Annotated in this window: 25 protein-coding genes; 20 read left to right on the forward strand and 5 right to left on the reverse strand. The window is 64.9% G+C overall.

The genetic code is table 11. The annotated features are described in order from the left end of the window. Positions 1 to 51: 51 nt before the first annotated feature. Positions 52 to 1683: a putative bifunctional diguanylate cyclase/phosphodiesterase gene (locus tag MU856_RS00480; protein WP_186401216.1), complete on the reverse strand. Its 1632-nt coding sequence runs from the start codon at positions 1681 to 1683 to the stop codon at positions 52 to 54. A 267-nt stretch (positions 1684 to 1950) separates the two neighbouring features. Between MU856_RS00480 and ffh the strand changes: the two genes are divergently transcribed. The 16 genes from ffh (at position 1951) to MU856_RS00560 (ending at position 18919) form a co-directional block, all read left to right on the forward strand. After that, positions 1951 to 3426 carry a signal recognition particle protein gene (gene ffh / locus MU856_RS00485; RefSeq protein ID WP_263588178.1) on the forward strand — a complete coding sequence of 492 codons (1476 nt, stop codon included), beginning with the start codon at positions 1951 to 1953 and terminating at the stop codon, positions 3424 to 3426. Positions 3427 to 3472: 46 nt separating this feature from the next. Then, entirely contained in the window at positions 3473 to 4054 is a 582-nt protein-coding gene (rpsP, locus tag MU856_RS00490; protein ID WP_003043030.1) for a 30S ribosomal protein S16, read from the forward strand. Between the two features lie 4 nt (positions 4055 to 4058). Next, positions 4059 to 4568, forward strand: coding sequence for a ribosome maturation factor RimM (gene rimM, locus MU856_RS00495; protein ID WP_263588179.1), 510 nt, complete (start codon positions 4059 to 4061; stop codon positions 4566 to 4568). An 84-nt stretch (positions 4569 to 4652) separates the two neighbouring features. Beyond that, entirely contained in the window at positions 4653 to 5366 is a 714-nt protein-coding gene (locus tag MU856_RS00500) for a peptidylprolyl isomerase (protein WP_263588180.1), read from the forward strand. A 96-nt stretch (positions 5367 to 5462) separates the two neighbouring features. Beyond that, the gene (locus MU856_RS00505; protein WP_040589805.1) at positions 5463 to 6257 is read left to right on the forward strand and encodes an outer membrane protein assembly factor BamD; all 795 of its coding nucleotides are present in this window, start codon (positions 5463 to 5465) and stop codon (positions 6255 to 6257) included. Positions 6258 to 6306: 49 nt separating this feature from the next. Further along, entirely contained in the window at positions 6307 to 7992 is a 1686-nt protein-coding gene (gene recN / locus MU856_RS00510) for a DNA repair protein RecN (protein WP_263588181.1), read from the forward strand. Continuing rightward, positions 7989 to 8672 (forward strand): GNAT family N-acetyltransferase, encoded by a 684-nt coding sequence (locus MU856_RS00515; RefSeq protein ID WP_263588182.1) that lies wholly within the window; start codon positions 7989 to 7991, stop codon positions 8670 to 8672. The genes recN and MU856_RS00515 overlap by 4 nt, the downstream gene beginning before the upstream one ends. Next, positions 8669 to 9067 carry a putative quinol monooxygenase gene (locus MU856_RS00520; RefSeq protein WP_318153197.1) on the forward strand — a complete coding sequence of 133 codons (399 nt, stop codon included), beginning with the start codon at positions 8669 to 8671 and terminating at the stop codon, positions 9065 to 9067. Before MU856_RS00515 ends, MU856_RS00520 begins: the two co-directional genes overlap by 4 nt. Next, positions 9064 to 11208, forward strand: coding sequence for an NAD-dependent DNA ligase LigA (ligA, locus tag MU856_RS00525; RefSeq protein ID WP_234179155.1), 2145 nt, complete (start codon positions 9064 to 9066; stop codon positions 11206 to 11208). Before MU856_RS00520 ends, ligA begins: the two co-directional genes overlap by 4 nt. A 48-nt stretch (positions 11209 to 11256) precedes the next feature. Beyond that, a complete protein-coding gene (locus MU856_RS00530) occupies positions 11257 to 12426 on the forward strand; it encodes a sterol desaturase family protein (RefSeq protein ID WP_263588183.1) in 1170 nt (389 codons plus the stop codon). Positions 12427 to 12475: 49 nt separating this feature from the next. Further along, complete coding sequence (locus MU856_RS00535; protein ID WP_234179153.1) at positions 12476 to 12868, forward strand: DUF2946 family protein; 393 nt, start codon at positions 12476 to 12478, stop codon at positions 12866 to 12868. Between the two features lie 69 nt (positions 12869 to 12937). Beyond that, a complete protein-coding gene (locus tag MU856_RS00540) occupies positions 12938 to 14950 on the forward strand; it encodes a TonB-dependent receptor family protein (protein WP_263588184.1) in 2013 nt (670 codons plus the stop codon). A gap of 14 nt (positions 14951 to 14964) precedes the next feature. Beyond that, positions 14965 to 16353, forward strand: coding sequence for a PepSY-associated TM helix domain-containing protein (locus MU856_RS00545; protein WP_263588185.1), 1389 nt, complete (start codon positions 14965 to 14967; stop codon positions 16351 to 16353). 353 nt (positions 16354 to 16706) lie between these two features. Beyond that, positions 16707 to 17336, forward strand: a complete 630-nt coding sequence (locus MU856_RS00550) for a hypothetical protein (protein ID WP_263588186.1) — start codon at positions 16707 to 16709, stop codon at positions 17334 to 17336. Between the two features lie 47 nt (positions 17337 to 17383). After that, the gene (locus MU856_RS00555) at positions 17384 to 18394 is read left to right on the forward strand and encodes a hypothetical protein (protein ID WP_263588187.1); all 1011 of its coding nucleotides are present in this window, start codon (positions 17384 to 17386) and stop codon (positions 18392 to 18394) included. 33 nt (positions 18395 to 18427) lie between these two features. Next, on the forward strand, positions 18428 to 18919 hold the full coding sequence (locus MU856_RS00560; RefSeq protein ID WP_263588188.1) for a hypothetical protein: 492 nt from the start codon (positions 18428 to 18430) through the stop codon (positions 18917 to 18919). An 86-nt stretch (positions 18920 to 19005) separates the two neighbouring features. Here MU856_RS00560 and MU856_RS00565 read toward each other — a convergent pair whose 3' ends face one another. Genes MU856_RS00565 through MU856_RS00575 form a run of 3 tightly spaced genes read right to left on the reverse strand, consistent with a single transcriptional unit; the run spans position 19006 to position 21839 of the window. Beyond that, positions 19006 to 19308, reverse strand: coding sequence for a UBP-type zinc finger domain-containing protein (locus tag MU856_RS00565; RefSeq protein ID WP_263588189.1), 303 nt, complete (start codon positions 19306 to 19308; stop codon positions 19006 to 19008). An 11-nt stretch (positions 19309 to 19319) separates the two neighbouring features. Next, on the reverse strand, positions 19320 to 20945 hold the full coding sequence (locus MU856_RS00570) for an FAD-dependent oxidoreductase (protein ID WP_263588190.1): 1626 nt from the start codon (positions 20943 to 20945) through the stop codon (positions 19320 to 19322). 57 nt (positions 20946 to 21002) lie between these two features. Then, positions 21003 to 21839 (reverse strand): alpha/beta fold hydrolase, encoded by an 837-nt coding sequence (locus tag MU856_RS00575; protein ID WP_263588191.1) that lies wholly within the window; start codon positions 21837 to 21839, stop codon positions 21003 to 21005. A 201-nt stretch (positions 21840 to 22040) separates the two neighbouring features. On the opposite strand from MU856_RS00575, the gene MU856_RS00580 reads away from it, so the two are divergent. The 4 genes from MU856_RS00580 (at position 22041) to MU856_RS00595 (ending at position 25447) form a co-directional block, all read left to right on the forward strand. Beyond that, the gene (locus tag MU856_RS00580; RefSeq protein ID WP_263588192.1) at positions 22041 to 22709 is read left to right on the forward strand and encodes a sensor histidine kinase; all 669 of its coding nucleotides are present in this window, start codon (positions 22041 to 22043) and stop codon (positions 22707 to 22709) included. A 101-nt stretch (positions 22710 to 22810) separates the two neighbouring features. Beyond that, positions 22811 to 24328 (forward strand): ATP-binding protein, encoded by a 1518-nt coding sequence (locus tag MU856_RS00585; RefSeq protein WP_263588193.1) that lies wholly within the window; start codon positions 22811 to 22813, stop codon positions 24326 to 24328. Further along, positions 24325 to 24963: a response regulator transcription factor gene (locus MU856_RS00590; RefSeq protein ID WP_186401199.1), complete on the forward strand. Its 639-nt coding sequence runs from the start codon at positions 24325 to 24327 to the stop codon at positions 24961 to 24963. The genes MU856_RS00585 and MU856_RS00590 overlap by 4 nt, the downstream gene beginning before the upstream one ends. Before the next feature lie 82 nt (positions 24964 to 25045). After that, complete coding sequence (locus tag MU856_RS00595) at positions 25046 to 25447, forward strand: response regulator transcription factor (RefSeq protein ID WP_217373083.1); 402 nt, start codon at positions 25046 to 25048, stop codon at positions 25445 to 25447. A gap of 330 nt (positions 25448 to 25777) precedes the next feature. Here MU856_RS00595 and MU856_RS00600 read toward each other — a convergent pair whose 3' ends face one another. After that, the gene (locus tag MU856_RS00600; protein WP_263588194.1) at positions 25778 to 26305 is read right to left on the reverse strand and encodes a Dps family protein; all 528 of its coding nucleotides are present in this window, start codon (positions 26303 to 26305) and stop codon (positions 25778 to 25780) included. Positions 26306 to 26541 lie beyond the last annotated feature (236 nt).

Genomic DNA, 26541 nt, shown 5'->3' on the forward strand with positions numbered 1-26541 from the left:
AGTCCGCGCATGTAAGGGCGCCGACGGGCGAAGTCTAGCGATGTGGCGGCGTCAGGCCGTCTTGCGCAGCACTTCCTCGTCGACGTCGGGGGACGGCGTTTGTGGCAGCGCGGGCGCGCGGAGCAGGCCGCGGTCGGCAAGCATGCGCGCCGTGTCGTCGGCCGATGCGGCGCGGCCGTAGAACCAGCCCTGACCCTTCGCGCAGCCGAGCCGCGTCAGTTCGGTGGCGGTTGCTTCGTCTTCGACGCCCTCGGCAGTGATCGGCATGGCCAGGCTTTCGCCGAGGCGGACAATTGCCACAACAATCGCCTGCGCATCGGGGCTGCCCCGCATCGCGGCGACGAAGCTGCGGTCGATCTTGATGCGGTCGAAGGGCAGCGCGCGCAGGTGCGACAAGGAACTATAGCCGGTGCCGAAATCGTCGAGGCTGAGCGAAACGCCCTGATTCTTGAGGCTGGTGACGATCGAGCGGACCAGCGGCAGATTCTCGAACAGCGAGCTTTCGGTGATCTCGACCTCAAGCTGGCTGGCGGGGTAGCCCGTTTCGACCAGCAGCTTGGTGAGCTTCTGGCTGAACCAGGGATCCTTGAGCTGTTGCGGAGAAATATTGACCGCGAGAATGATCGACGGATCCCAGCCTTTGGCGATTTCCATCGCGCGGCGAATGACCAGCAGGGACAATTCGCCGATCAGCCCGCTTTCCTCGGCGATTGGAATGAAGCGTTCGGGCGGGATCATGCCATATTCGGGCGAATCCCAGCGCATCAGCATTTCGAAGCCGACAAGGCGGCCGGTCGCGATGTCGACCTGCGGCTCGAAAAAGGGAATGAACTCGCCGCGCGGCATGCCTTCGCGGATGCCGTTTTCGATCTGGTTGCGGACCTGGACCGCCATTTCCATGCCCTGCTCGAACCAGCAATAGCGGTTCCGGCCCTCGTCCTTGCAGTGATACATGGCGATGTCCGCCTGGCGGATCATCGTCTCCATCGTCATGCTGGCATCATTGGCAAGTGCGATGCCGAGCGAGGCGCCGATGCGGATATGCTGCGCATCATGGGCGACCGAATCCTCGAGCGACGAAACCAGTGCCGCGGCGAGCGCGTCGATGTTGGCGCGCGCGGCGGGCTCGAACGGAATCATCGCGACGAATTCGTCGCCGCCGAGCCGCGCTTTGGTCGCATTGGGCGGCAGGATGGCGGTGATCCGCTCGGCCGCGACCTGCAGCACACGGTCGCCCGCGGCATGGCCGTGAATATCGTTGACCGTCTTGAAATGGTCGAGGTCGAGCAGGAACAGGGCGACATTGCGCTTTTCGGCCGCGGCGCTGGCGATGAGCTGCTGCCCCGCAACGATCAGCGCGCGGCGGTTCAGAAATCCGGTCAGCGGATCGGTGTCGGCCAGATAGCGCGCGCGCTGTTCGGCCTCGGTGCGCTCGCGAATCTCGCGGTTGAGGTCTTCGTAGCGGCGCCAGCCGAACAGGATCAGCGCGACATTCAGGATCAGCGCCGCCGACAAGACCTTGTCCGGCCCGCCGCCGATGCCGATCAGCGTCTGCACCACCGCCTGCATCACATTGCCGCCGGTGCCGACGAACATCACGATCGCGGCGACGACGATTCCCCCTGCGATCATGTCGCGTCGGGCGTCCTCGCTACGGTTTCGCGGCTTCATCGTCGAATTCATGCTATAGTCCCCACCATTCCCTCGCATATGCCGGCAAAGCGGTGAAATTTGCGTTAAGTGGGGCTTGGTGGCGATCGCGAAGCCAGCGGGCGGTCCGACTTGCCTTTGCGGGCGATCTCGCCTAGGGAGCCGCTGTCCGCCTATTGGATTCGGGTGGGCATATCGACATCCGCGACGGAATTTCTGTCCACGGATAGCCGCTGGTTGGCGAGGTTTCGCTCACCGGCGTCTTTTGCGTTGCGGATCGAGAGAAGGATTTGGAAGCGCATGTTCGACAGTCTGAGCAATCGGCTAGGCGATGTATTCGGGAAGCTCCGCGGCCGCGGTGCGCTGACCGAGGCCGACGTGCGCGCGGCGATGCGCGAAGTGCGCATCGCACTGCTCGAAGCCGACGTCGCGCTGCCCGTGGTGCGCAGCTTCGTCGACCAGGTCACCGAACTTGCGGTCGGTCAGAATGTCCTGCGCTCGGTCACGCCGGGGCAGCAGGTCGTCAAGATCGTCAGCGACGCGCTGACCGAAATGCTCGGCTCCGAAGCTGCTGAACTTGACCTTGCCGTCACGCCGCCCGCCGTTGTCATGATGGTCGGCCTTCAGGGGTCGGGCAAGACGACGACGACCGCGAAGATCGCGAAGCGGCTGAAGGACAAGGAGCGCAAGAAGGTGCTGATGGCGTCGCTCGACGTCAATCGTCCCGCCGCGCAGGAACAGCTCGCCGTCCTCGGTAGCCAGATCGACGTCGCGACCTTGCCGATCATCGCCGGGCAGCAGCCGGTCGAGATTGCGCAGCGCGCCATGCAGGCGGCCAAGCTTCAGGGCTTCGACGTGCTGATGCTCGATACTGCGGGCCGCCTCCACGTCGATCAGCAATTGATGGACGAAATGCAGGCGGTGTCGCGCACGGCGAATCCGGCCGAAACGCTGCTTGTCGTCGACAGCCTGACCGGTCAGGACGCGGTGCAGGTCGCGCAGCGCTTCACCGAACAGGTGCCGCTGACCGGCGTCGTGCTCACCCGCATGGATGGCGATGCGCGCGGCGGCGCCGCGCTGTCGATGCGCGCCGTCACCGGCAAGCCGATCAAATTCGCCGGCACCGGCGAAAAGCTTGACGGCCTTGAAGTCTTCCAGCCCTCGCGCATCGCGGGCCGCATCCTCGGCATGGGCGACGTCGTCAGCCTCGTCGAACGCGCCGCCGAGACGATTCAGGCCGAAGAGGCCGAGGCGATGGCCAAGAAGATGGCGAAGGGTCAGTTCGACCTCGACGATCTTCGCACGCAATTGAACCAGATGCGCCGCATGGGCGGGCTAGGTGCGCTGGCGGGCATGATCCCCGGCCTCAAAAAAGCACAGGCGGCGATGGCGCAGAGCGGCACCGACGACAAGGTGCTCGTCCATTTCGACGCGATCATGGGCTCGATGACGCCAAAGGAACGCGCGAAACCCGAAATCATCAATGCGAAGCGCAAGATCCGCATTGCCAACGGGTCGGGTACCACGGTGCAGCAGGTGAACAAGGTGCTGAAAATGCATCAGGAAATGTCCACCGCGATGAAGAAGATTCGCAAGATGGGCGGCCTCAAGGGCCTTGGCGCTCTCCTCGGCCGCGGCGGCGGTATCCCCGGAATGGGCGGCGGCGGCATGGGCGGCGGCGGCATGGGCGGCGGCGGCGGTGCCGGCGGATTGCCCGGCCTTGGCGGTGCCGGACTTCCGCCCGATCTCGCCAATCTGCTGAACAAGAAGAAATAACCCTTAAAAATCAAAGTCAAAGTTAGCAAGTCAGAAGGAAAATATCATGGCTACCACCATTCGCCTTTCGCGCGGCGGTTCGAAAAAGCGCCCCTATTACAAGATCGTCGTTGCCGATTCGCGCAGCCCGCGCGACGGCCGTTTCATCGAACGCATCGGCAGCTACAACCCGCTGCTCGGCAAGGATAATCCGGACCGCGTCAAGCTCGACGCCGAACGTGCGAAGCATTGGGTTTCGGTTGGCGCGCAGCCGACCGACCGCGTCGCCCGCTTCCTCGACGCCGCAGGCGTGAAGGAACGTTCGGCCCGCAACAACCCGAACAAGGCTGTCCCGGGTGAAAAGGCCAAGGAACGCGCCGAAGAAAAGGCCGCGAAGCTGGCCGAGGCCGAAGAAGCTGCGGCGGCCGCCGCTGCGGCTCCGGCTCCGGCCGAAGAAGCGGCTCCCGAAGCGGCTGAATCGGATGCGACCGGCTCGGTGAAGAGCGAAGAAACCGCCGAAGCGGTTGCCGACGCAGTTGCCGAGGAAGTTCCGGCCGACGCGAGCGCCGACGACGCGGCTGCGATCGCCGAAGAAGTTGCCGAAGGCGGCCCCGTCGCCGAAGCCGGCGAAGAAAAGGCCGAAGGCTAAACCCTTGGCCGCCGCCGATCGTCCCGTCACCCTGGCCGCCATTGCCGGCGCGCACGGGGTCCGGGGCGAGGTGCGGCTCAAATTGTTCGGTGAAGGCGCGGAGGCTCTCCGCGCCTTTTCCGTTTTCGACGCCGGCGCCCGCAAGCTGACGCTGAAATCGGTACGCCCCGCCAATCAGGGGGCGGTGGCAAGCTTTGCCGAAATCGCCGATCGCAGCGCCGCCGAAGCGCTGCGCGGCACGGTGCTGACGGTCCCGCGCTCGGCGCTGCCGTCGCTCGCGCCAGGGGAGTATTATCACCACGACCTGATCGGCCTGCCCTGCGTTTCGACCGACGGCGAGGCTGTCGGCCATGTCGTGGCGGTCGAGAATTTCGGCGCCGGCGACATATTGGAAATCGAACGTCCGGCCGAAGCGGGACACAAGCCGAAGCGCTTCATGGTGCCGATGACCGCGCAGGCGGTTCCTGCCTGGAACCCCGAGGGCGTGACCGTGGCGGCGGCCTTCGTCGAATAGGTGTCGGCGCAAAGGCTTGGCGTTCGCTGCCGGGGCGTCTAGCCTGACCCCCCGCCAACCAGAGAGAGGTCCGCAGAGAGATCCATGTTCGCTCCCTTGATCCTGTCGCTCGTCCTTGCGGTGCAGTTGGTTCCAGCCCAGACCACGCAGTTGCCCCCGCCGCCGCCGCCCGTTCCGGCGGCCGTGACGCCCCCGGTCGAAGTCGCGGCGCCCGATACGCGGCCTTATGTGGCGCTCAAGACCGACGCGGGCACGATCGTCGTTCGGCTGGAGGACAAGCGGGCGCCGATCACCAGCGCCAATTTCCTCCGCTATGTCGACAGCAAGCGGATGGACGGGTTCAAATTCTATCGAACCACGCGCAGTTGGGGCGAGGGAAACAAGCTGATTCAGGCGGGCAACCGCGGCGACCCGCGGACCAACTTCCCACCCATCGCGCATGAGCCGACAACGAAAACCGGCCTTACCAATTGCGATGGTGCGCTGGTGATGGCGCATTTGCGCCCGGGCGATGCGACGACCGATTTCTTTTTGCTGCTGTCCGGCATCAAGGGCTTCGACGCCGACGCGCCCGGCGGCGATGGGGCGGGTTTCGCGGTATTCGGCGAGATTGCTTCGGGGCGCGACGTCGCCGAAAAAATCTTCGCGATGCCGGTTTCCGAGACCGCGGGCGAGGGCGTGATGCGCGGCCAGATCCTCGATCCGGCCGTGACCATCCTGTCGGCGCGCCGCGTTCCGGCGCCTGCCGATGCACCCAAAGGCTGTGTGGTGAAGGCGCCCCCGGTTCCGGCGCCGTGACGCCCCCGGGCGCCGCCGGACGATTTGGTTCGCGATGCCGACGAAAGACATGATCATTTATTTTGCGTTCATCTGCGCTGTGGCTATACCGCGCCCATGACTCAGCGCCCTTCCTCTCGCGCCGCCGTGCGCCTGATCGCCGCCGCCCTCGTGATTTCGCCGCTGCTCGCGGCCTGCGCCGGCGGGGGTGGGGTCAAGAAGGACACGCGCTACGTCGCGCGTGACGTGAATACGCTCTATCGCGCCGCGCAGGATCGTCTCGACCGCGGCCAGTACAAGATTGCCGCGGCGCTGTTCGACGAGGTCGAGCGTCAGCACCCCTATTCGCCCTGGGCGCGCCGCGCGCAGCTGATGAGCGCCTTTTCCTATTATATGGACCGCGAATATACGCCGTCGATCGAATCGGCGCAGCGTTTCCTGTCGATCCACCCGGGCAACAAGGATGCGCCTTACGCCTATTATCTGATCGCGCTCAGCTATTATGAGCAGATCAGCGACGTGACCCGCGACCAGAAGATCACGCAGCAGGCGCAGGCCGCGCTGGGCGAGATTGTGCGCCGCTATCCCGACAGCCGCTACGCCGCCGATGCGCGGTTGAAGCTTGACCTTGTCCGCGACCATCTGGCGGGCAAGGAGATGGAAATCGGCCGCTTTTACGAGCGCAGCTCGAACTGGCTCGCGGCCTCGATCCGCTTCCGCGAAGTCGTCGACAAATATCAGACCACCAGCCACGCCCCCGAGGCGCTGTTCCGGCTGACCGAATGCTATCTCGCGCTCGGCGTTCCCGAAGAGGCGAAGAAGTCGGCGGCCGTCCTCGGCGCCAATTATCCCGGCAGCAAATGGTACGAACGCGCGTACAAGCTGATGGAAAAGCACGCGCCCAGCGCCTGATGCATCGCGCGATAGATTCGCGCTTTGTTCTATTGTAAGGCGGGGCCGGATGCTGACCGCGCTGTCCATATCGAATATCGTTCTGATCGAACGGCTCGACCTCGATTTCGAGGGCGGGCTGGGCGTGCTCACGGGCGAAACCGGCGCCGGCAAGTCGATCCTCCTCGACGCGCTGGGACTTGCGCTGGGTGCGCGCGCCGACACGGCGCTGGTGCGGCAGGGCAGCGACCGCGCGCAGGTCACCGCCAGCTTTGCGCCGCCGGCAGCAGGCACGCCGCTCGCCGCGCTGCTCGCCGACAATGATGTCATATTGGAGGATGGCGAACCGCTGCTCATCCGCCGCACCGTCAAGGCCGACGGCGGCAGCCGCGCCTTTCTCAACGATCAGCCCTGTTCGGCGGCGCTGCTGCGCGAAGTCGGCAGCTATCTCGTTGAAATTCATGGGCAGCACGATGATCGCGGCCTGCTCGCGCCCGCGGGGCATCGCGCGCTGCTCGATGCCTATGCGCGCGCCGATGCCGGCGCGGTGGCGGCGGCGCATGCGAGTTGGCGCAGCGCCGAGGAGCGACTGGCGGCTGCACGGACCGCGATTGCCGAGGCCGAGCGCGACCGCGAATGGCTGGAACATTGCGTCGCCGAGTTGCGAACGCTGGCACCGCAGCCGGGCGAAGAAGCCGAACTCGCCGAGGCGCGCGCCGCGATGCAGAAGGGCGAGCGGATTGCGGGCGACCTGTCGGCGATCATGGAGGCATTCGACGGCAGCGCCGGCGGTCCCGCCCTGCTGCGCGGTGCCGCGCGGCGGCTCGACCGGCTGGCGGGCGACCATCCGCTGCTTGCCGAAGCGCTCGCCAGCCTTGATCGCGCAATCATCGATGCCGACGATGCCGAGGCCAAGCTGCACGAGGCGGCACGCGCCCTGGAATATGATCCCGATCGGCTCGAGGCGACCGAGACGCGGCTGTTCGAACTGCGCGCGATGGCGCGCAAGCATGGCGTCCAGCCCGACGAACTGGTGGCGCTGACCGACGACCTTGCCGCGCGGCTCGATGCGATCGAAGGCGGCAGCGCGGGGCTTGCCCGGCTCGAAGCAGCGGTCGCCGAAGGTGCCGCCGCCTACACCCATGCCGCGACCGCGCTGTCGGATCAGCGGACGAAGGCCGCGGCGCGGCTCGATGCGGCGGTCGCCGGCGAACTGGCGCCGCTCAAGCTCGATGCGGCGCGCTTCCGCACGCTCGTCGAACGCCTGCCTGCCGAGCGTTGGGGTGCGGACGGTATCGACCGCGTCGAATTTCTGATCGCGACTAATCCCGGCGCACCCTTTGCTCCGCTCGCCAAAATTGCCTCGGGCGGCGAATTGTCGCGCTTCATCCTCGCGCTGAAGGTTGCGCTTGCCGAAGAGGGCGGCGCTGACACGATCATCTTCGACGAGATCGACCGCGGTGTCGGCGGTGCGGTCGCGAGCGCGATCGGCGAGCGGCTGGCGCGGCTGGCCGGCGGAAGCGGAAAGGGCGGGGGCAAGCAATTGCTCGCGGTGACGCACAGCCCGCAGGTCGCCGCCAAGGGCGCGACGCATTTCATGATCGCCAAGTCGAGCGAAGGAACGGTGACGCGCACCGGCGTCCGCGCGCTCGACGAAGCGGGGCGCCGCGAAGAAATCGCCCGGATGCTGTCGGGGGCCGAAGTGACCGCGGAGGCGCGGGCACAGGCAGACCGGTTGCTCGAGGTTGCGGGGTGAGCGCGCACCCCCTCGATCGGCCGATCCTCAGCATCCTGACCGGCCGACAGGCACATCTGGCACAGGGCGACGCGCGGGCGGTGCGGATCGATGGGGACTACGGCCCGTTCGGTGCCGCCGCCGACACCGGCGCGGCGGCGCAAGCCGCGCTCGCTGCGCTTGTTCCTGAGCACGGCGAGCTGTGGCTGGTCGAAGGCGAGGCTTGGCCGCTGCCGCCGGGAACCCGCGAGATCAAGCGCGCCATTCTGACGCAGATGGTTGCGGAAGGACCGCCGCCCGAACCGCGCGCGGATGATCCCCCCATCGTGCCGCTGGGCGAGGCCGATGCGGCTGAAATGACCGCACTCGCCGAGCATGCGAAGCCGGGGCCGTGGGGGCCGAAGACGCATCTCTACGGCCCCTTCTTCGGCGTACGCGAAGAGGGGCGCCTGCTTGCGATGGCGGGGCAACGCATGCTTGTTCCCGGCATGGCGGAGGTCAGCGGCGTCGCGACCTGGGCAAATTGCCGCGGCCGCGGACTGGCGCGCGCGTTGATCGGCCATGTCATGCGCGCGATGGCGCAGCGCGGCGAGATGCCCTTTCTGCACAGCTATGCCGACAATGAAGGCGCGATCGCGCTGTATGAATCGCTCGGCTTTCGGGAACGGCGACAGGTGCATGTGCTGGTGATTGCACGGTGATCGGCAGACGCACCCATCTTGCCGCGCTCGCGACGTTCGCAGCAGCCGTTCTGGCACCGCGCGACCTGCTGGCCTTGGAGACGATCATGGACGAAGAACAGCCCCATTACGGCCTGATCGGCCAGATGATCGCGCTGCCCGGCCAGCGCGCCGCGCTGGCTGCGATCCTGACCGAGGATACGGACGCGATGCCCGGCAATTTCGCCTATCTGGTCGGCGAGGACAGCGCGAATCCGGATGCGCTGTGGATCGTCGAGCTCTGGGCTGACAAGGATGCTCATGCCGCCTCGCTGCAATTGCCGTCGGTGCAGGCGGCGATTGCGAAGGGGCGACCGCTGATTTCCGGATTTGGCGCTCGCGCCGAGTTCGTGCCGGTGGCAAAAGCGCGTCCATGATCGACATTGAATCGCTGACCGAAGCCGACGCCGCCAACGAACTGATGCGCCTCGCGAAACAGATCGCGCATCACAATAAACTCTATCATGCCGAGGATAGTCCGGAGATTTCGGACGCCGATTATGATGCGCTCGTCCGCCGCAACAATGCGATCGAAGCGGCGTTCCCGCATCTCGTCCGCGCCGACAGTCCGAACCGGCTGGTCGGCGCGGCAGTCGAGGCGTCGCCCCTCGCCAAGGTGACGCATGCGGTGCGGATGATGAGCCTCGACAATGCTTTCGCGGCGGAAGATGTCGAAGAATTTGCCGCGCGCGTAAGGCGTTTCCTCAATCTGGACGCGGACGAGGCGATTGCGCTGACCGCCGAGGACAAGATCGACGGATTGTCCTGCTCGCTGCGCTATGAAATGGGCAAGCTGGTTCAGGCGGCGACGCGCGGTGACGGTACGGTCGGTGAGGATGTCACCGCCAATGTCCGCACCATCGCTGACATTCCCGAAATGCTGAGCGGCGAAGTACCCGACGTGTTCGAGATCCGCGGCGAGGTCTATATGGCCAAGGCCGATTTCGCGGCGCTCAACGCGCGCCTGCTTGCCGAGGCTGACGATCCCGAAAAGGCGCGCCAGTTCGCCAATCCGCGCAACGCGGCGGCGGGATCATTGCGTCAGAAGGACGCCAGCGTCACCGCGTCGCGCCCGCTGCGCTTCCTGGCACATGGCTGGGGCGACGTCAGCGCGGTGCCGGAGGCGACGCAATATGCGATGATGAAGCGTATCGCGGGGTGGGGCGTCCCCGTATCGCCGCTGTTGAAGCGTTTCGACAGCGTCGAGGGCGTGCTGACGCACTACCGGACGATCGAGGCCGAGCGCGCCGAGATGCCCTATGATATCGACGGCGTCGTCTACAAGGTCGACCGGCTCGATTGGCAGGCGCGGCTCGGCTTCGTCGCCAAGGCGCCGCGCTGGGCGATTGCGCATAAATTCCCCGCCGAACGCGCGCAGACGACGCTCGAGGCGATCGACATCCAGGTCGGCCGGACGGGCAAGCTCACGCCCGTCGGGCGCCTCACCCCCGTTACCGTCGGCGGCGTCGTCGTCTCGAACGTGACATTGCACAATCGCGACGAGATCGAACGGCTCGGTGTCCGGCCGGGGGACCGCATCATTGTCCAGCGGGCGGGCGACGTGATTCCGCAAGTGGTCGACAATCTCACCCGCGACACGGCGCGCGACCCCTATATCTTCCCCGATCATTGCCCCGTCTGCGGCAGCGAAGCGGTTGCCGAGGAGGGCGAGGTCGATGTCCGCTGCACCGGCGGGCTGATCTGCGCGGCGCAGAAGTTCGAGCGGCTGCGCCACTTCGTCAGCCGCGGCGCGCTCGATATCGAGGGGCTGGGCGAGAAGAGCATTCAGGAATTCATGGACCTTGGCTGGCTCGACAAGGGCCCGGCCGACATCTTCCGCCTGAAGGCGCACCGGGACGAACTGCTCGGACGCGAAGGGTGGAAGGAAACATCGGTCGACAAGCTGTTTGCCGCAATCGAGGCAAAGCGGCAGCCCGATGCTGCGCGGCTGCTGTTCGGGCTCGGGATCCGTCATGTCGGCGCAGTAACCGCGCGCGATCTGCTCAAGGGGATCGGCGACATCCGGCGATTGCCCGAAAAGGCCGAGCAATTGCGGGCCTGGACCGAGGCGAACCCGCAAGATTCGGACGAATCCGACGGCAAATATGCAAGCCGCAAGCTCGACGCAATCAAGGCCATCCTCGAGGTGCGCGCCGACGGCATCGGTCCCGCGGTCGCCGAGGCGCTGAGCGATTTCTTCCATGAGCCGCACAACCGCGCGCTCTGGGACGATCTGTTCAGCGAAGTATCGCCGCCGCTTTATGTCGTCGAAACCCGCGAGAGCGAGGTGTCGGGCAAGACGGTCGTATTTACCGGCAAACTCGAGACGATGAGCCGTGACGAAGCGAAGGCGCAGGCCGAGGCGCTCGGCGCCAAGGCGGCGGGATCGGTGAGTGCCAAGACCGACCTCGTCGTCGCCGGGCCGGGCGCGGGATCGAAGCTCAAGCAGGCGGCCGCGCTCGGCATCCGCGTGATCGACGAAGCGGCGTGGGCGGAAATTGTGGCGGCGGCGGGATAGCACCGCGGCGCATATGGTTGGTCATGCGGAGGGGGCGAGGGGGGCAAAATGGCGAAGAGCGACTATCTGAAAAGCCTCATGCGCGATCTGGAATCGCATACCGAGGTGCGACGGTTCGGGAGCGGGTGGCTTTCGGGCTTCTTCGGATTGCTGTTTGCGATCAGCGGGTTTTTCATGGTCGTCGCGCTGCGCTTTCCCGACTGGTTCGCGACGCCCGAGCTCGAGATCGTCAAGGGCTGGACCGGATTTCGCGGGATGGTCCACCTGACTTTGCTCGCTAGCTATGGCCTGTCGCTGCTCAGCCTGCTGCTGCGGCCGCGCAAGGTGCTGGGGCTGACCGCGCTGATGATCGGGCTTGCGGCGGCGTTGATGGGCGGCGCCAATGTCCAGCCCGCCGAGACGCGCGACTGGGGCATTTTCTTCGGGCTCGACTTTTTCGTCGTCAACCTGCTCGTCACCGGCTTCATGTTCGCGCCGCTCGAGCGCGCCTTTCCGCACCGCCGTGCGCAGCGATTGTTCCGCATCGAATGGCGCGAGGATCTTTTCTATTATCTCGTCAGCACGATGTTCGTGCAGATATTGGGCTTTCTTGCGCTCGCCCCGCAGGCGTTCGTCAATGATCATACGAGCAGCTGGGCGGCATTCCGCGCCGGGGTCGCGGCGCTGCCGTGGATCGCGCAGTTCGCCATCGTCCTTCTCGCCTCCGACCTCGCGCAATATTGGTATCACCGGCTGTTCCACAAAATCCCCTTTCTGTGGGGATTCCACGCGATCCATCACAGCGCAAAATCGATGGACTGGCTCGCGGGATCGCGGATGCATTTCGTCGAGATCATCCTCCTGCGTTCGATCACCTCGCTGCCGCTGTTCACGCTCGGGTTCAGCCCGTCGGTGATGCAGGCCTATATCGGCTTCGTCTATGTCTGGTCGTCGCTGCTCCACGCCAATGTCGGCGGCGATTTCAACCGTCTGGGGCACTGGATCGCAACGCCGCGCTTTCACCATTGGCACCATGGGCTGGAACGCGAGGCGTTCGACGTCAATTTCGCGATCCACTTTCCCTTTCTCGACAAGCTGTTCGGCACCTTTCATCTGCCGAAGGATCGCTGGCCCGAAAATTATGGCATCCCCGAAGATGTACCGCGCAGCTATGGCAGCCAGTTCCTCTATCCGTGGACGCGGACGGGCAAGAAGATCGACGAGGCGCCCGCCGAATAGGGCTCATGCCCGCTTGCCAGCGCGCGTGGACGGGCATAAGGCGCGGCGCGTGGGGGTTCTCGCCGTCTTGCGCCGTCCCGGCATCCTGTTGCTGCTACCCGTGCTGCTGGCGCTGGCGGCGCGCGTCTTCGTCGCGCCCGGCTGGATGATCGAAAGCGACGCAAAGGGCGCGATCACGGTGCGCGTCTGTTCGGACCCCGCCAATCCCGGCGCGACGCTGACCATCCCCATTGAAAAGGCGGGCGACCACGACAGCGGCAAGGGGCAGCAGCATTGTCCGTGGGGCGCGCTCGCGGTCGCGCCGATCGTTCCCGATACGCCCGTGCTCCCCGTCGCGCTCGCCGCGGCCGATCCCGCGCCGGTCGCGATTCCCGCGCTGGGCTATGCGCCCGGGATCGCGTCGCCGCTACCGCCAAGCACCGGACCACCCGCCTTCGCCTGACCCGGTTTGATTACCGTCCGCGCACCTCGCGCGGCGCGGTTCTGCCTGTGTTCAAGCGAAGGATTTTCCATGAAGAGTCACGTTACCCGTGCGGCGCCGTTGCTGGCGCTCGCCATTTCCCTGGCGCCTGCCGCCCATGCCGCGGACACCGAAGACCAGTCGACGATCATCGTCACCGCGCCGCAGCTTACCGACGCGGCCGAAGCGCGCGCCGCGAGGACGCCCGGCGGCACCGATGTCGTTTCCTATGAAGATTATGCCGACAAATCGATCGTCAGCCTGCGCGACACGCTCGCCTTTTCACCCGGCGTTTATCTCCAGCCGCGCTATGGGCAGGAAGTGCGCCTGTCGATCCGCGGTTCGGGCCTGTCGCGCGGTTTCCACATGCGCGGCATCACGCTGCTCCAGGACGGCGTGCCGATCAACCTCGCCGACGACAATGGCGACTTTCAGGAACTCGAACCGATCTTCTTCGACCATCTCGAAGTCTATCGCGGCGCCAACGCGCTGCGCTTCGGGTCGGGCACGCTGGGCGGCGCGATCAATGGCGTGACGCCGACCGGCCGCACCGCCGAGGGCGTCTATCTGCGCGCCGACGCGGGCAGCTTTTCGATGCTGCGCGGCCTCGTCTCGGCCGGGGTGGCGAGCGAAGCGGTCGATGCCTGGGGCGCGGTCAGCGCCGACACGTCCGACGGGGATCGGGATCATGCGAAGCGGCGGAGCTTTCGCTTTCATTCCAATGTTGGCCTGCGGCTCAGCGATACCGTCTCGACGCACTTTTACGCCAGCTTCAACAATATCAACCAGCAGCTTCCCGGCGCGCTGACCTATGATCAGGCGCTGACGACGCCGAAAATGGCGAACGCGGGCAGCGCGGCGGGCGATCAGCAGCGCGACATCGATTCGCTGCGCCTGCAGAATCGCACGACCTTCGATTTCGGATCGGCGACGCTGGAGGTTGGCGGCTTCATCAACGCCAAATCGCTGTTCCACCCGATCTTTCAGGTGATCGACCAGAAATCGACCGATGTCGGCAGCTTCGCGCGGCTCGACTATGCGGCGGGGCCGGTCGAACTGACGCTGGGCGGCGAAATTCGCCATGGCAGCACCAAGGCGAAGCAGTTCGTCAACATCAGCGGGTCGCGCGGCGCGCTGACCTTCGATGCCGACCAGAAAGCGCAGACGGCGAGCCTCTATGGCGAGGTCCGCGTGCGCCCGGTGCCGCAGCTTTCGCTGATCGCGGGCGGCGTCTATGCCGATGGCTGGCGCAAGCGGCACGTCAATTTTTCGGCCTCTCCGGCGACCGACGGGCGCGTTGATCTCGACGCCTTTTCGCCGAAATTCGGATTGCTGTTCGAACCATTGAGCCGCATCCAGATTTTCGCCAACTACAGTCGTTCGGCCGAATTCCCCGGTTTCGGCGAGCTGTTCCAGACGATCGGCACCCCGCCGACCAGCGCCGTCATCTCCGCCATCCGCCCGCAGCGCGCGTGGACGGCCGAGATCGGTACGCGCGGCAGCGTCGGCATCGCGCATGGGGATCTGGCGCTCTACCGTTCGACGCTGACCGGTGAGATGCTGCAATTCTCGACGAACAGCAGCATTCCGGCCGCGACCTTCAACGCCGACCGGACGCTGCATCAGGGGATAGAGGCGGCGCTCGAGCTCAATTTCGCGCCGTGGGTGCGGCTGCGCCAGATCTATACCTACAGCGACTTCCGCTTCCGCGGCGACAGCCAGTTCGGCAACAACCGCCTGCCGGTGGTGCCGAAGCATATCTATCGCGCCGAGTTGCGGCTGGGGAGCGAGGCGTTGCACGTCGCTCCGAATGTCGAATGGGTACCCGACGGCCCCTTTGCCGATTATCGCAATCTGGTGCGGACGCCGGGCTATGCGCTGATCGGTATCACCGGCGGTGCGCGGATTACCGACGGCATCGACGCGTTCGTCGATGTGCGCAACATCACCGGCAAAAAGGCCATCGGCGATATCAGCGCGACGATCACCGCGGCACCGGCGTCGGCGATCTACTACCCCGTCGAACGCCGTGCCATTTCGGCCGGCCTTCGCGCGCGGTTCTGAGGGGGAGGAGGGGGATGACCGACGTCAGCCGCATGCCGCTCTATCGCACGATCTGGCGTTGGCATTTCTATGCCGGGCTGTTCGTCATCCCCTTCATCCTGATCCTGTCGCTGACCGGCGCGGCCTATCTGTTCAAGCCGCAGATCGACCGGTGGGAGGAGCGCGACTGGCGCGGGCTCTCCGCCGCGCAGCCCGTCGATGCCGATGCGCAGGTCGCGGCGGCGCTCGCCGCCTTTCCCGGCGCGGCCTTTCACTCTTATCGCATCCCGGAAGCGCCGGGCGACGCCGCGGTGATCCACCTCGGCCTGCCCGGCGGCACAATGCGCGATGTGGCGGTGTTGCCGCAGGGGCGCGTCATCGGGTCGGCCGATCCCGAGCTGCGCTGGACGGCGTGGCTCGCGCGGTTGCACGGCAAGCTGCTCCTTGGGCTGGGCGGCGGCATTCTGGTCGAACTTGCCGCAAGCTGGGCAATCGTGATGATCCTGACCGGCCTCTATCTCTGGTGGCCGCGCGGGCGGGGACTGGCCGGGGTCGTCTGGCCGCGGCTGCGCCTTGGCGGACGCGCGGCGCTGCGCGATCTGCACGCCGTCACGGGATTCTGGGTTTCGGGCCTCGCGCTCGTCCTCCTCACCACCGCGCTGCCGTGGACCGACATCTGGGCGACGGGCTTTCGCGCCGTGCGCGCCGAGATGGGCTGGGTGTCGGGGGTGCAGGACTGGAAGGGGGGGCTAGATCCGCACGCCGCGCACGATCATGGCGCGATGGCCAAGGCAATGAACGGGGCGACGCCGGCGCATCGGATGGCGAATGCAAACGATGCGCCGCGGGTCAAGCTCGATCGGATCGTGCTGCGCGCGCAGGCCGAACATATGCCCGCGCCGGCGATCATCCAGCCGCCGGGGGCGCCCAATATGTTCGGGCCGCCCAACGGCAATGTGTGGACGCTGACGACGCAGACGCAGAACCGCCCGCTCGTGCGCAAGGTCAGCTATGATCCGGTGACCGGGATCGAGGTGGGGCGCAGCGGTTTTGCCGACAAGCATGTGATCGACCGCGCCGTCGGCTACGGCATCGCCTGGCACGAAGGGCAGCTATTCGGTGTCGTCAATCAACTCGTCGGCGTCGCAACGGCGCTTGCGATGATCACGCTTGCCGTGTCGGGTTTCCTGATGTGGCGCCGCCGCAAGCCCTATGATGCGATCGGCGCGCCGCCCATGCCGCGCGATCCGGCGCGGCTTAAGGGTGTGGCGGCGATCGTGCTGTGCCTTGCCGCGCTGCTGCCGCTGCTTGCGGCGTCGCTGATCCTGTTGTGGCTCGTCGACCGGCTGATCCTGCCGCGCCTGCCGCGGGTGGCGCGCTGGCTGGGAATGGCTCCGGCGGTGCGGGAGGTTTTTAGAGTATAAGTTCATGGCCACAGCGGGCTTGACCTTCACGGCCATTGCGCCCGAGGGCAGAGAAAAGGTCGTGGCGCGCGTGGGTGACTTTCTAGATAAGCTTGGAGAGGCGCGGGGGCGAAAGCCACAGGATTGCGAAAAGCCGTTATTGCAGACCAACCCCTCGGTCCAGCTTGCGAACTGAAGCAGGCTCGCCGGATTCGCAGCTGCAATGGCATGAATGACTTTGCGAGCCATTCGCGCTTCCCGTCTCGACGAAGCGATGAATAAGCCGTAGCAGCCGGCTCCATCCGTCGACGGCGGCGCGGCACCTACGCCGCCCGCAAACACTGAAGACCATTCCATAACAGGAGGCCGAAAAATTGCAGCATATCAGCACCCATCCTGCTTTTGCAGGACGGCCAGAGCGTCATTCCGTGCTGAGGCAAGCCATCATGGTCGCGGCACTTGTTGGGTGCACCTTGCCCCCCTCAGCCACACTTCTGGCAGCCGAAGTGCAGGCAGGTCAGAAAGCGGTCTCGGCCAACCAGGAAGAGTTTCTGAGCAAATTCATGGCCTATTATGTCAAATGGGCGGAGGAAATTGAAGCGCGCGGCCAAGCGACGGGCATCCCTCTCGATCCGGACCAGGTGCGCCTCGCCGCAGAGATCGGCATAAAACATCCCGAAAAAGTGCGCCTCGTTTTCGTCGACGAAATCCCTTTCCCGACGGAAAATCCCGAGATCAAGCTTGCCGGCGAGACGTTCGGTTTCATCGGTCCGGGCATCGTCAACAACGCCCAGGCCTTTGGATACACAATCTGGGTGCGGAAGGGCTTCACGCTCGACCAGCCGCGCCTCGCACATGAGCTCGTTCATGTGTGGCAGATCGAGCGGAGCACGAGCTTCGCGGCCTATGCGGGCCAATATGTCTCGGAATTGATCCAACATGGCCACGACAAATCCCCACTCGAACTCGAGGCCTACGAAGCCAATCGAAGATATGCCGGTTGATCGGCCGGTGACGGCGTGATCCACAGCCGCCATCGACCGTCCGCCCGATGCAGCGGACTAAGATCGCGGCAGGCAGAGCGTCATCATCGAGAGACAGGCATGTTGCGAACGGCGACGAGATAGGCAATGCAGACCAAGGGGTTGCTGCTTTTGCTAATCGCAAGCGCTTTGGGGAAATGAAAATGACGAAATGGCACCTTGGCCTCGTGGCTCTCGCGGGCGTGTTGGCCGCATCACCAGCCGCCGCGACGATGAATTGCTACGGGCCGGAATGGCAACACTTCACCGATCCGCGGCTCGGCGTGACGCTCGACGTCAGCACCGATGTGCATCAAACCTACAGCCTGGGGGCCGAAGATTTCGTCAATGTCGAGGTAACCGAGCGCGCGCGGCCCGGGAAAGAGATCGGCGGCCGCTGCAGCAGCTTCAACTTCGGGGTCGTGGATTTTGGCATTTATGAAATTTCCGACGTCGCCGGCCTTCTGAAGGACCAGGCCGATCAGATCGCCAGCGGCGGCCTCAACAATTTCAAGGTCCTGAAAAACCGTCCCTTGACCTTCCAGGGTCTCCCGGCGCGCGAGGTCATCTTCTCGTTCGCCATCGACTATTTCAACACCCCGGCAACCCACCGCTATCTGATCGTGGCGCGAGGAAACAAGCTTTACACATTCAACTGGGTATGGGGTGACGCCGGCGACGTTCCCGCCGATTCAACGCGCATATACGACTCTATCCGGTTCACGCCCGTTGCAGCTGATCCGAACGCCCGGTCTCGTGCGATGCTGGAGGATACCATCCTCCTCTACTGGCTCCGCAGCGACTATCCTTCCACGATCCACATGTCCGCGTCGCTGCGCCGCATCGCCGATCCCAAACGCGCCGAAGAAAGCAAGATGGTCGCTGGATATGGCTATGTACAAAAGGTCGACTATCTGCGGACGGAGAAGGGCTACCGCGTCTTTCGGGTCGAGCACAGCAAGGCGGTCGTCGATTGGTATACGGCCGACGATGGAAGCCAGATTTCGGCGCTCTACTGGAAAAAAGTCCGTGATCTCTGAAAAGAGCTCGTCGTCACGCCATCGGACGATGGCATGACGAACCCGGCCACCTACGCCATCGTTCCGGATTTCCTCCGTTTCGAGGTCGGCGCGATCGGCCTCGAACTGGGCGGTGCGCATGGCGAGTATGAACGGCTGGAGCGGTGCATGACCGCTCCGCTCAGTGGAATCGCGGGCCAGCCGATCACCAGCGCAGCGCAGCATATCGGCGCGCTACAAGGAATGCTGGTCGTCCTCGACGCCCAAGAGGACGGCTCCGACTGGAGCGGCAGCATCCGCCGGAGCGCCTTCGGGACAGGTACCCCCGACGCGCCCGACTATGTGGTTTCGATCGATCTGTCGCCCGCCGCCTTCGACCGGCTGCTCGCGATGATGCAAGCAGGTCGGACGCTCACCGGACTGTCGCTCGATTTCCAGAATATCGATGGTCCGCTGAACGAAGATCCCCTCGACCGCCCGATCCCTTGGGACGACGCCCGATATCCGCACGTCGCCTTGACCAACTTCTTGCTGCGTTGGGCTTGAGGTGGCCGGTTTCGGACTGGCAGATTTCAGTGAAGAATCGAGAACAGTGGACAGTTGCAACGCAATCCCGGTGTCAGAAACAAGGGCTAGATAAAGCTAGGAATGGGCCCGATTTGGCTGGTCTGATCAGGAAGCGCTACCTGGACCTCATCAACATAGCACCAGCCCCAACCTTCAGGCGGATCATATCCCTCGATGATCGGATGGCCCGAACGCTCGAAGTGCGCGCGGGCATGGCGATTTGGCGATTGGTCGCAGCAACCGACATGTCCGCATTCGCGACAGAGCCGCAGATGCACCCATGGGCTGCCAATTTTGAGGCATTCCTCGCAGCCCCGTGCACTCGGTGTAACGTCGTGAACATGCGACAGGTGAGAACATCCAGACACAGCGAATTCCTTCAGGATTGTGCGAGCAAAGAATGAATCTGCGAAACGACCGCCGCGCCCTCGCCGACCGCGGCGGCCACGCGCTTCGTCGATCCGGCACGAACATCGCCAATTGCAAAGACGCCGGCGCGGCTCGTTTCGAGCGATCGGCTGCCGGCACCGCTGACGATAAAGCCGTCCTCATCGGTGGCCACGCAATCGCGTGCCCAGCCGGCATTGGGGTCGGCCCCGATGAACAGGAAAAGGTGTCGCAGCGCGTAACGGCGGGCCTCGCCGTCGGCCGCTCTGCGAAACGTCGCCGCAGCGAGATTTCCGGCCTCATCTCCTTCAAGTGCAGACAATTCTTCGCCGGAATGGATTTCCACATTCGGGAGCGCAGCGATGCGGTCGATCAGATAGCGCGACATAGTCTCCGAAAGATCGCGCCGAACGAACAGGCGGAGCGTACGCACAAAGGGTGCGAGAAATACGATTGCCTGTCCCGCCGAATTGCCGCCGCCGACAAGGGCGATGTCTTCGCCTGCGCATAGCCGTGCCTCGATCGCCGACGCCCAATAGGCGACACCCTTTCCTTCGAAGGCCGCCAGATTGGGGACGTCGGGCCGGCGATATTGCGCGCCAGAGGCAATTACCACCGAGCGCGCGCTGACACGGCGTTCCTCCGCGCAGACCAGGGTCAGCGGACCTGCGTCACAGACCAGCCGCTCGACGGCGACGGGGATCGCGATTTCGGCTCCGAACTTGAGCGCCTGATTGAAGGCGCGTCCGGCAAGCGCCTGTCCCGAGATGCCGGTGGGAAAGCCCAGATAATTTTCAATTCTGGCCGAGGCCCCCGCCTGTCCGCCCATGGTGCGCGCATCGAGAACGATAACCGATAACCCCTCCGAGGCGGCGTAGACCGCGGTTGCGAGACCTGCGGGGCCCGCACCGACGACCGCAACGTCGTAGAGGTGATCGGGATCGAGGTCCGGGATGATCCCCAGGCAGGCGGCAAGCTCCACGCTCGTCGGCCGGCGAAGAAGCGCCCCGCCGGGGCAGACGACGAGGGGAAGCTCGTCAGACGAAACCCCAGCCTGTTCGACCAGCGCGCGTCCCTCGCCATAGACGCGAACATCGAGAACAAGATTGGGCAATCCACTGCGGGTCAGAAACTCCTGTAGCGCGATAATCTCGGCGCTCCCGGGAATACCGATCAGGATCGTGCCGGCGCCTCCTTGTTCGATAAGCCGGACGCGCCGAAGGATCAGCGCCCGCATGATGATTTCGCCGATCTCGGCAGACCCTATCATCAAGGCCCGGAGATGCGCGGGATCGAAGGGGAGCGCCGTACATCCTAGGTCGCCTGCGTGTCCCCCGGCAATCGACGGACGGCCGGCAAGCTGATTGACCTCTCCGGTGAACTGCCCCGCGCCATGGACGGTGATCGGCGCCGTGCGATCGAGCCCGTCACCGCGCGTCACCTTGATCTCGCCATCGAGAATGAGCCAGGCTGGCGCGCCGCGCTCGCCGATCGCATATACGGTCTCACCGGGCGCAAAGCGATGCTCCGGACCGCTGGCGAAACGCCGCGCAAGCTCAATCTGCGCATGGCTCAGAACGGGAAACATCTGGGGTGCGCGGGTATCGGGGTCGCTCATGATCATCTCCCTGGATGGATGGGGGACGGCGCCGCGCGCCGCCCCCTCATGCAAAGCTCATTGCGTGATGAAGGCGAGCAGGTCGGGGTTGATGACATCGGCGTGGGTGGTGAGCATGCCGTGCGGAAAGCCCGGGTATATCTTCAGCGTTCCGTTCTGCAACAACTTGACCTGAAGCAGTGCGGCGTCGGTGTAGGGCACCACCTGGTCGTCATCGCCCTGCACCGCCAGCGTCGGCACGGAGATCGCCTTGAGATCCTCGGTCTGGTCGGTTTCGGAGAATGCCTTGATGCCTTCATAATGCGCCAGCGCGCTGCCCATCATGCCCTGCCGCCACCAGTTGCGGATCACCGCGTCCGACACGACGGCATCAGGACGGTTGAAGCCGTAAAAGGGCCCGGCGGCGACATCGAGGAAGAAGGCGGCACGATTGGCCGCAAGCGCCTCGCGAAAACCATCGAAAACCTCGATCGGAGTTCCCCCCGGGTTCGCGTCGGTTCGCAGCATCAGCGGCGGAATCGCAGCCACCAGAATGGTCTTGGCGACGCGCCCCTGCGGCTGACCGAACCGCGCGACATAGCGCGCGACCTCGCCGCCGCCGGTCGAGTGCCCGATGTGCACCGTGCCCCGAAGATCGAGATGCTCGACGACAGCCGAGGCGTCCGCCGCATAATGATCGATATCATGGCCGATGTCGGTTTGCGATGACCGGCCATGTCCGCGGCGATCATGGGCGATCACGCGATAGCCATGGGCAAGGAAGAAGAGCATCTGCGCGTCCCAATCATCGGCGGACAGCGGCCAGCCGTGATGGAACATGATCGGCTGAGCGTCTTTCGGACCCCAGTCCTTGTAGAAGATTTCGGTGCCGTCGGGCGTGGTAACAAAAGCCATGATCGTCTCCTGTGAATGCAGCGGACGGCAAGACGTGTCCGTCCGGTGATCGAACCATCGGCGCTGCGGCTCCGCGGCGATATTATACGCAGGTTTCGGGTCGCCCGTTGATGCCGGCAAACCTAGGTATGATGGCGCCTGTCCGCGCGATCGGGAAACAAGGGGGGCATGCCGCTTGGCGGCGGACCGAAAGGATGCCCGATGACCCAGCAACATCAAGTCCCGATCTTTGCGCCGTCCCCTGTCGCGGTCCTGCCGCCCCTGCGGGGACCGAGCCGTGCCGACGAAGCCAATCACCGCATCGCCAATAATCTCCAGTTGCTGAGCGCGCTCATTTCGCTGGACGCCCGTCGGGTAGCCGACCCCGAGATGCGCGATTGGTTCGCCACAGTGCAGCGGCGCATCGGCGCGATCGCCAATGTCCACCGCCAGCTCTATATTGCACCTGACAAGGCCTTCGTGGACCTCGGCGCCTATCTTTGCGAGCTAGCCGAAGAGCTTGATGGGGCGGCAGCCGCTATCGAAGGCGAAAGCCGGATCCGGGTCGAGCCGGCTGCGGTCGATGTCCCCGCCGAAGATGCGACCGCGGTCGGGATCATCGTCTCGGAACTGGTCGGCAACGCCTTCAAATATGCCTATGCCCCGGGCGCGCCGGGTCACGTCAGGATCGCTCTGCGCGCTCTGCCGCACGGCGGCTACTGGCTCGAGGTTTCGGACCGCGGCCGCGGCATGGTGCGCGGCCAGCCGTCCCGAGGCACCGGCATCGGCTCGCAGCTCGTAGCGATAATGGCGCGGCGTATGCGAGCGGCGCATGGGTGGCACGATAACGCGCCAGGAACGCGGTTCACATTATGCGTCGAACCACGTTGAATTTCGGTCTCGAGCCGCCTTCGCTGTTGCGATTGCGCCCTGGCTCGTCCAGCTTCCCCTGGGGCCGGCTCTCCTCGCCGGGCCAGCTGCGGGAGGCTTTGATGCGCGGGGATGCGGACGCCAGGAGGCTGGGCGCGCAGTTGCACGGCGCGATGGCGGCGACCCTCGCGCTCGTTATTTTTGCCCTCGATATTCTGAGCCCGCTGCAGGGTGCAGTAGCGGTGCTCTATACGACCGTTGTGCTTGTCGCATCGCGCAGTCAGATGCGCGCGCTGATATGGGCGGCCGGGAGCCTGACGATCCTGCTCGCGGTAACGGGCTATTACATCAGCCATTGGGGCGAACCGCTCGATTCGGCGGCGATGCGCCTCGCCGTCAGCCTCGTCGCGATCGGCATCACGACCTTGCTGTGCGTACGACATCAGCTATTGGCCGAAGCGCGCCGGCGCTCGGAAACACGGTATCGCACCATCTTCAACGCTGCCGGTCTGCCGATCTGGGAAAGCGACTGGTCGGCGGCTCACAGCCTTCTGGCAGACGTCGATGAGCCGGAACCAGCCAGGATCCAGCGCGCAGCCCGAGCGGCCGTCATACGCGACGCAAATGAAGCAGCGGCGCGCCTGTTCGGCTTGAAGGGCCGTGACGCACTGGTTGGTCAGACGCTCGCGCCGCATCACACCCCCGCGGCCGAGGCGACCTTTGGCGATATCGCGCGGGCGCTGACCTCGGGTGATCAGACGATCGAGCAGGAAACCCAGTTCCTCGATGCATCCGGCGAGCCCGTTGACGTCTTGTTGCGTGTCACTATTCCGCCCGGCAGCGATGGCTGGGGACGGGTTCTTGTGATGGCGCTCGATATTACCGAACGCAAACGCGCGCAGGCGCGGCTCGCGCAGTCACAGGCCGAGTTGACCCATGTCTCGCGTCTCACCACGCTCGGCCAGCTTGCCGCCTCGATTGCGCATGAGGTCAACCAGCCGCTGTCGGCGGTCGTGACCTATGCCAAGTCGGGCAAGAGATGGCTCGCGCGCGAGGCGCCGGATGCCGCCGAGGTGTCCGACTGTCTCGATCATATTGCCGCCAACGGCACACGCGCCGCCGATGTGATCGCGCGCATCCGCGATGTCGCGCGCAAGGCCGACCCGCGCCGGGAGGCAATAGCGCTTGCGCCGTTGATCGAAGAAACGGTTGCCCTGTTGCAGCGCGACCTGCAAACGCATGGGGTCGCCATCAAGCTGACTGTTGCCGGCGATCTTCCCCGCGTGGCGGGCGACCGGGTCCAGGTCCAGCAGGTGCTGATGAACCTGATGCTGAATGCGGAGCAGGCCATGAGCGAGGTTCCGGTCGAGCGTCGAACACTGGACCTCAAAGCGCGCCGCGATGGCGACGCGGTGAGGATCGACGTCTGCGATGCGGGCACGGGTATCGCGGCCGATCCGGAAAGCCTTTTTGCGCCTTTCTTTACCACCAAGACGACTGGCCTCGGCATGGGCCTTTCGATCTGTCGCTCGATTATCGAGCAGCATGGCGGCACGCTTGGTGCCGCGAACAATGGCGATCGCGGCGCGACATTCTGGTTTCGTCTGCCGATCGCGCGCGAGGGAGCCGAAGCGATATGAGCAATGCGGCCCGCGTTCATGTTATCGACGACGATGCCGAGGTGCGCGGCGCCTTGGGGAGCCTTTTGCGCTCTGCCGGCCATGACGTTGCGCTTCATGAAGAAACGGAGGATTTCCTCGCGTCCGGGCAACCCGATACGGCCTGCTGCCTGGTCCTCGACATCCGGCTCCGCGGCGAAAGCGGTCTCGATTTCCAGGAGCGATTGGCCAAGCAGGGAATCCAGATACCCGTCATCCTGATGACGGGACATGGCGATATTCCGATGACCGTGCGGGGAATGAAGGCAGGCGCGGTCGATTTCCTCCCCAAACCGTTCAGCGATGATCAGATGCTGACGGCGGTCGCGGCGGCGATCGAAGCCAGCCGGACGCAGCGCGCCGAAGCCGCCAAAGCTATTGCCGTGAAAGAGGCCCATGACAGGCTCACCCCGCGCGAGCGCGAGGTCATGGCGCTGGTCGTCACCGGCCTCATGAACAAGCAGGTCGCAGCGCGATTGAATCTGTCCGAGATCACGGTCAAGATCCACCGCGGCAATGTGATGCGCAAGATGGCGGCGCAGTCGCTCGCCGACCTCGTCCGCATGGCCGAACAGCTCGGCGTGCGCGACGACAGCATCCACCGGTTTAACATCTGAGTATGATGGAAAAACGGCGTGGGCGGGCGCATTCAGAAAGTCCCCCGTGCCCCCGTGCCGCTATTTCACTGGAATTGCTTTCGTGTCTTCTTCCCCCATCATAGCCATTGTCGACGACGATCCCGATGTCCGTGGCAGCCTCGACAGTCTGCTCCGCTCGGCCGGCATGACGCCGCGCTGCTATGCGGGTGGCGAAGAGATGCTGGCGAGCGGCGGGCATGAGGAGCTCGCCTGCATCGTGACCGATCTGCACATGCCCGGGATGACAGGATTGGAGTTGCAGGCCCAAATGGGCGCGCGCGGCTGGCGGACGCCCTTCATTCTCGTGACCGCCTATCCAACCGACGCCGCCCGCGACCAGGCGACGAGGGCAGGCGCTTGCGGATTCCTGACCAAGCCGGTCGACCCCGATCGCCTGCTCGACGCGATCGAAGACGCGATCAGATGGAGGGGCGCCGAAGCCGCGACGACGCCGAAGCTTTAAAAAGGGAGATTTTTTGTCGCCGAGCGGCGCGTCAATCCGGACGCGGAAGGCGGCACTGGGGGCATTGCGGAACCCCGTGATCGCGCGCTTCCTCGCCACATCGGCAGGATCGTCCGCAACAGGAAATATGCGATATCGCTCGCACCCGCCGCCGCATCGCAAGCGCGCAAGCCGCTGATCGCCGCGCCGTTGGTAATTCCGGCAGCCGGTGATCAACAAGATGAGACCGACAGCAACAGGGAGCATGTGTCTGTCAGGTTTCTCGATTGGAGGATGCGGCGACCCGCCGGGGGAGAGCGGGAGGCAGGCGGGTCGCCGCGGCCGAAGTCCTCAGAGGATCTTCGGCGATCGGCAGCTCTCGTAAAGGAACCAGCTTCGCCGTTCGGTCTCGTCGATCCACACTTCGAGCAGGCTCGCGGTGGCGACGTCGGCATATTCGTCGCATAGCTCATGAACGCGGCGCATCTCCGCCACGAGCTGCTTGTTGTCGCCGTGCAGTTCGGCGAGCATGTCCTTGGGATCGACGTAGGCGGCGTTGTTGTCGAGGATCCGCTGGCGGCCAGCGATGTCGGAGATCGAGCGGATCGTCGTGCCGCCGATCTTGCGCGCGCGTTCGGCGATCATGTCGGTCATCGCGAAAATCTGATCGCCCTGCTCATCGAGCAGGAGATGATAGTCGCGGAAATTCGGCCCGCTCATATGCCAGTGAAAATTCTTGGTCTTAAGATAGAGCGCGAAGACGTCGGCAAGCAGACCCGCAAGACCCGCCGAAATATCGCGGGTAGCATCGGTGCCGAGATCTGTGGGTGTGCCGAGAAAGCGCTCGGCTAGCGAGGCGCGCTGGTGTTGATCCGCCATCTTGATTCTCCTGGTCGGGGCGGCCCTATGCCGTCCGGCGGAGGTTTAGATACAGGCGAAAAGGCCCCATCCAATCCAAACAAAGGTTTGCATATCTTCGTATGATTGGCGGTTCGTCCGCCCCTGCCTAGCCTCCGCAGCAATCCGGAGAGCGACCCTCGCCTCTCCCGTATCGCGAGAGCATTCTACCATGACCGCACCCCGCCATGTCCGGCCGATCATGTTCCGCGAAGATG

It is taken from the genome of Sphingopyxis sp. GC21, from assembly GCF_025727575.1.
Classification (GTDB): domain Bacteria; phylum Pseudomonadota; class Alphaproteobacteria; order Sphingomonadales; family Sphingomonadaceae; genus Sphingopyxis; species Sphingopyxis terrae_A.

Coding starts and splice junctions, on each gene's coding strand:
- MU856_RS00600 (WP_263588194.1), bottom strand. CDS start 26,305: ATGGCGGATCAACACCAGCGCGCCTCGCTAGCCGAGCGCTTTCTCGGC.
- MU856_RS00540 (WP_263588184.1), top strand. CDS start 12,938: ATGAAGAGTCACGTTACCCGTGCGGCGCCGTTGCTGGCGCTCGCCATT.
- MU856_RS00530 (WP_263588183.1), top strand. CDS start 11,257: ATGGCGAAGAGCGACTATCTGAAAAGCCTCATGCGCGATCTGGAATCG.
- MU856_RS00580 (WP_263588192.1), top strand. CDS start 22,041: ATGACCCAGCAACATCAAGTCCCGATCTTTGCGCCGTCCCCTGTCGCG.
- MU856_RS00570 (WP_263588190.1), bottom strand. CDS start 20,945: ATGAGCGACCCCGATACCCGCGCACCCCAGATGTTTCCCGTTCTGAGC.
- MU856_RS00555 (WP_263588187.1), top strand. CDS start 17,384: ATGCAGCGGACTAAGATCGCGGCAGGCAGAGCGTCATCATCGAGAGAC.
- ffh (WP_263588178.1), top strand. CDS start 1,951: ATGTTCGACAGTCTGAGCAATCGGCTAGGCGATGTATTCGGGAAGCTC.
- MU856_RS00480 (WP_186401216.1), bottom strand. CDS start 1,683: ATGAATTCGACGATGAAGCCGCGAAACCGTAGCGAGGACGCCCGACGC.
- MU856_RS00590 (WP_186401199.1), top strand. CDS start 24,325: ATGAGCAATGCGGCCCGCGTTCATGTTATCGACGACGATGCCGAGGTG.
- MU856_RS00545 (WP_263588185.1), top strand. CDS start 14,965: ATGACCGACGTCAGCCGCATGCCGCTCTATCGCACGATCTGGCGTTGG.
- MU856_RS00575 (WP_263588191.1), bottom strand. CDS start 21,839: ATGGCTTTTGTTACCACGCCCGACGGCACCGAAATCTTCTACAAGGAC.
- recN (WP_263588181.1), top strand. CDS start 6,307: ATGCTGACCGCGCTGTCCATATCGAATATCGTTCTGATCGAACGGCTC.
- MU856_RS00505 (WP_040589805.1), top strand. CDS start 5,463: ATGACTCAGCGCCCTTCCTCTCGCGCCGCCGTGCGCCTGATCGCCGCC.
- ligA (WP_234179155.1), top strand. CDS start 9,064: ATGATCGACATTGAATCGCTGACCGAAGCCGACGCCGCCAACGAACTG.
- MU856_RS00560 (WP_263588188.1), top strand. CDS start 18,428: ATGACGAACCCGGCCACCTACGCCATCGTTCCGGATTTCCTCCGTTTC.
- MU856_RS00500 (WP_263588180.1), top strand. CDS start 4,653: ATGTTCGCTCCCTTGATCCTGTCGCTCGTCCTTGCGGTGCAGTTGGTT.
- MU856_RS00585 (WP_263588193.1), top strand. CDS start 22,811: ATGCGCGGGGATGCGGACGCCAGGAGGCTGGGCGCGCAGTTGCACGGC.
- rpsP (WP_003043030.1), top strand. CDS start 3,473: ATGGCTACCACCATTCGCCTTTCGCGCGGCGGTTCGAAAAAGCGCCCC.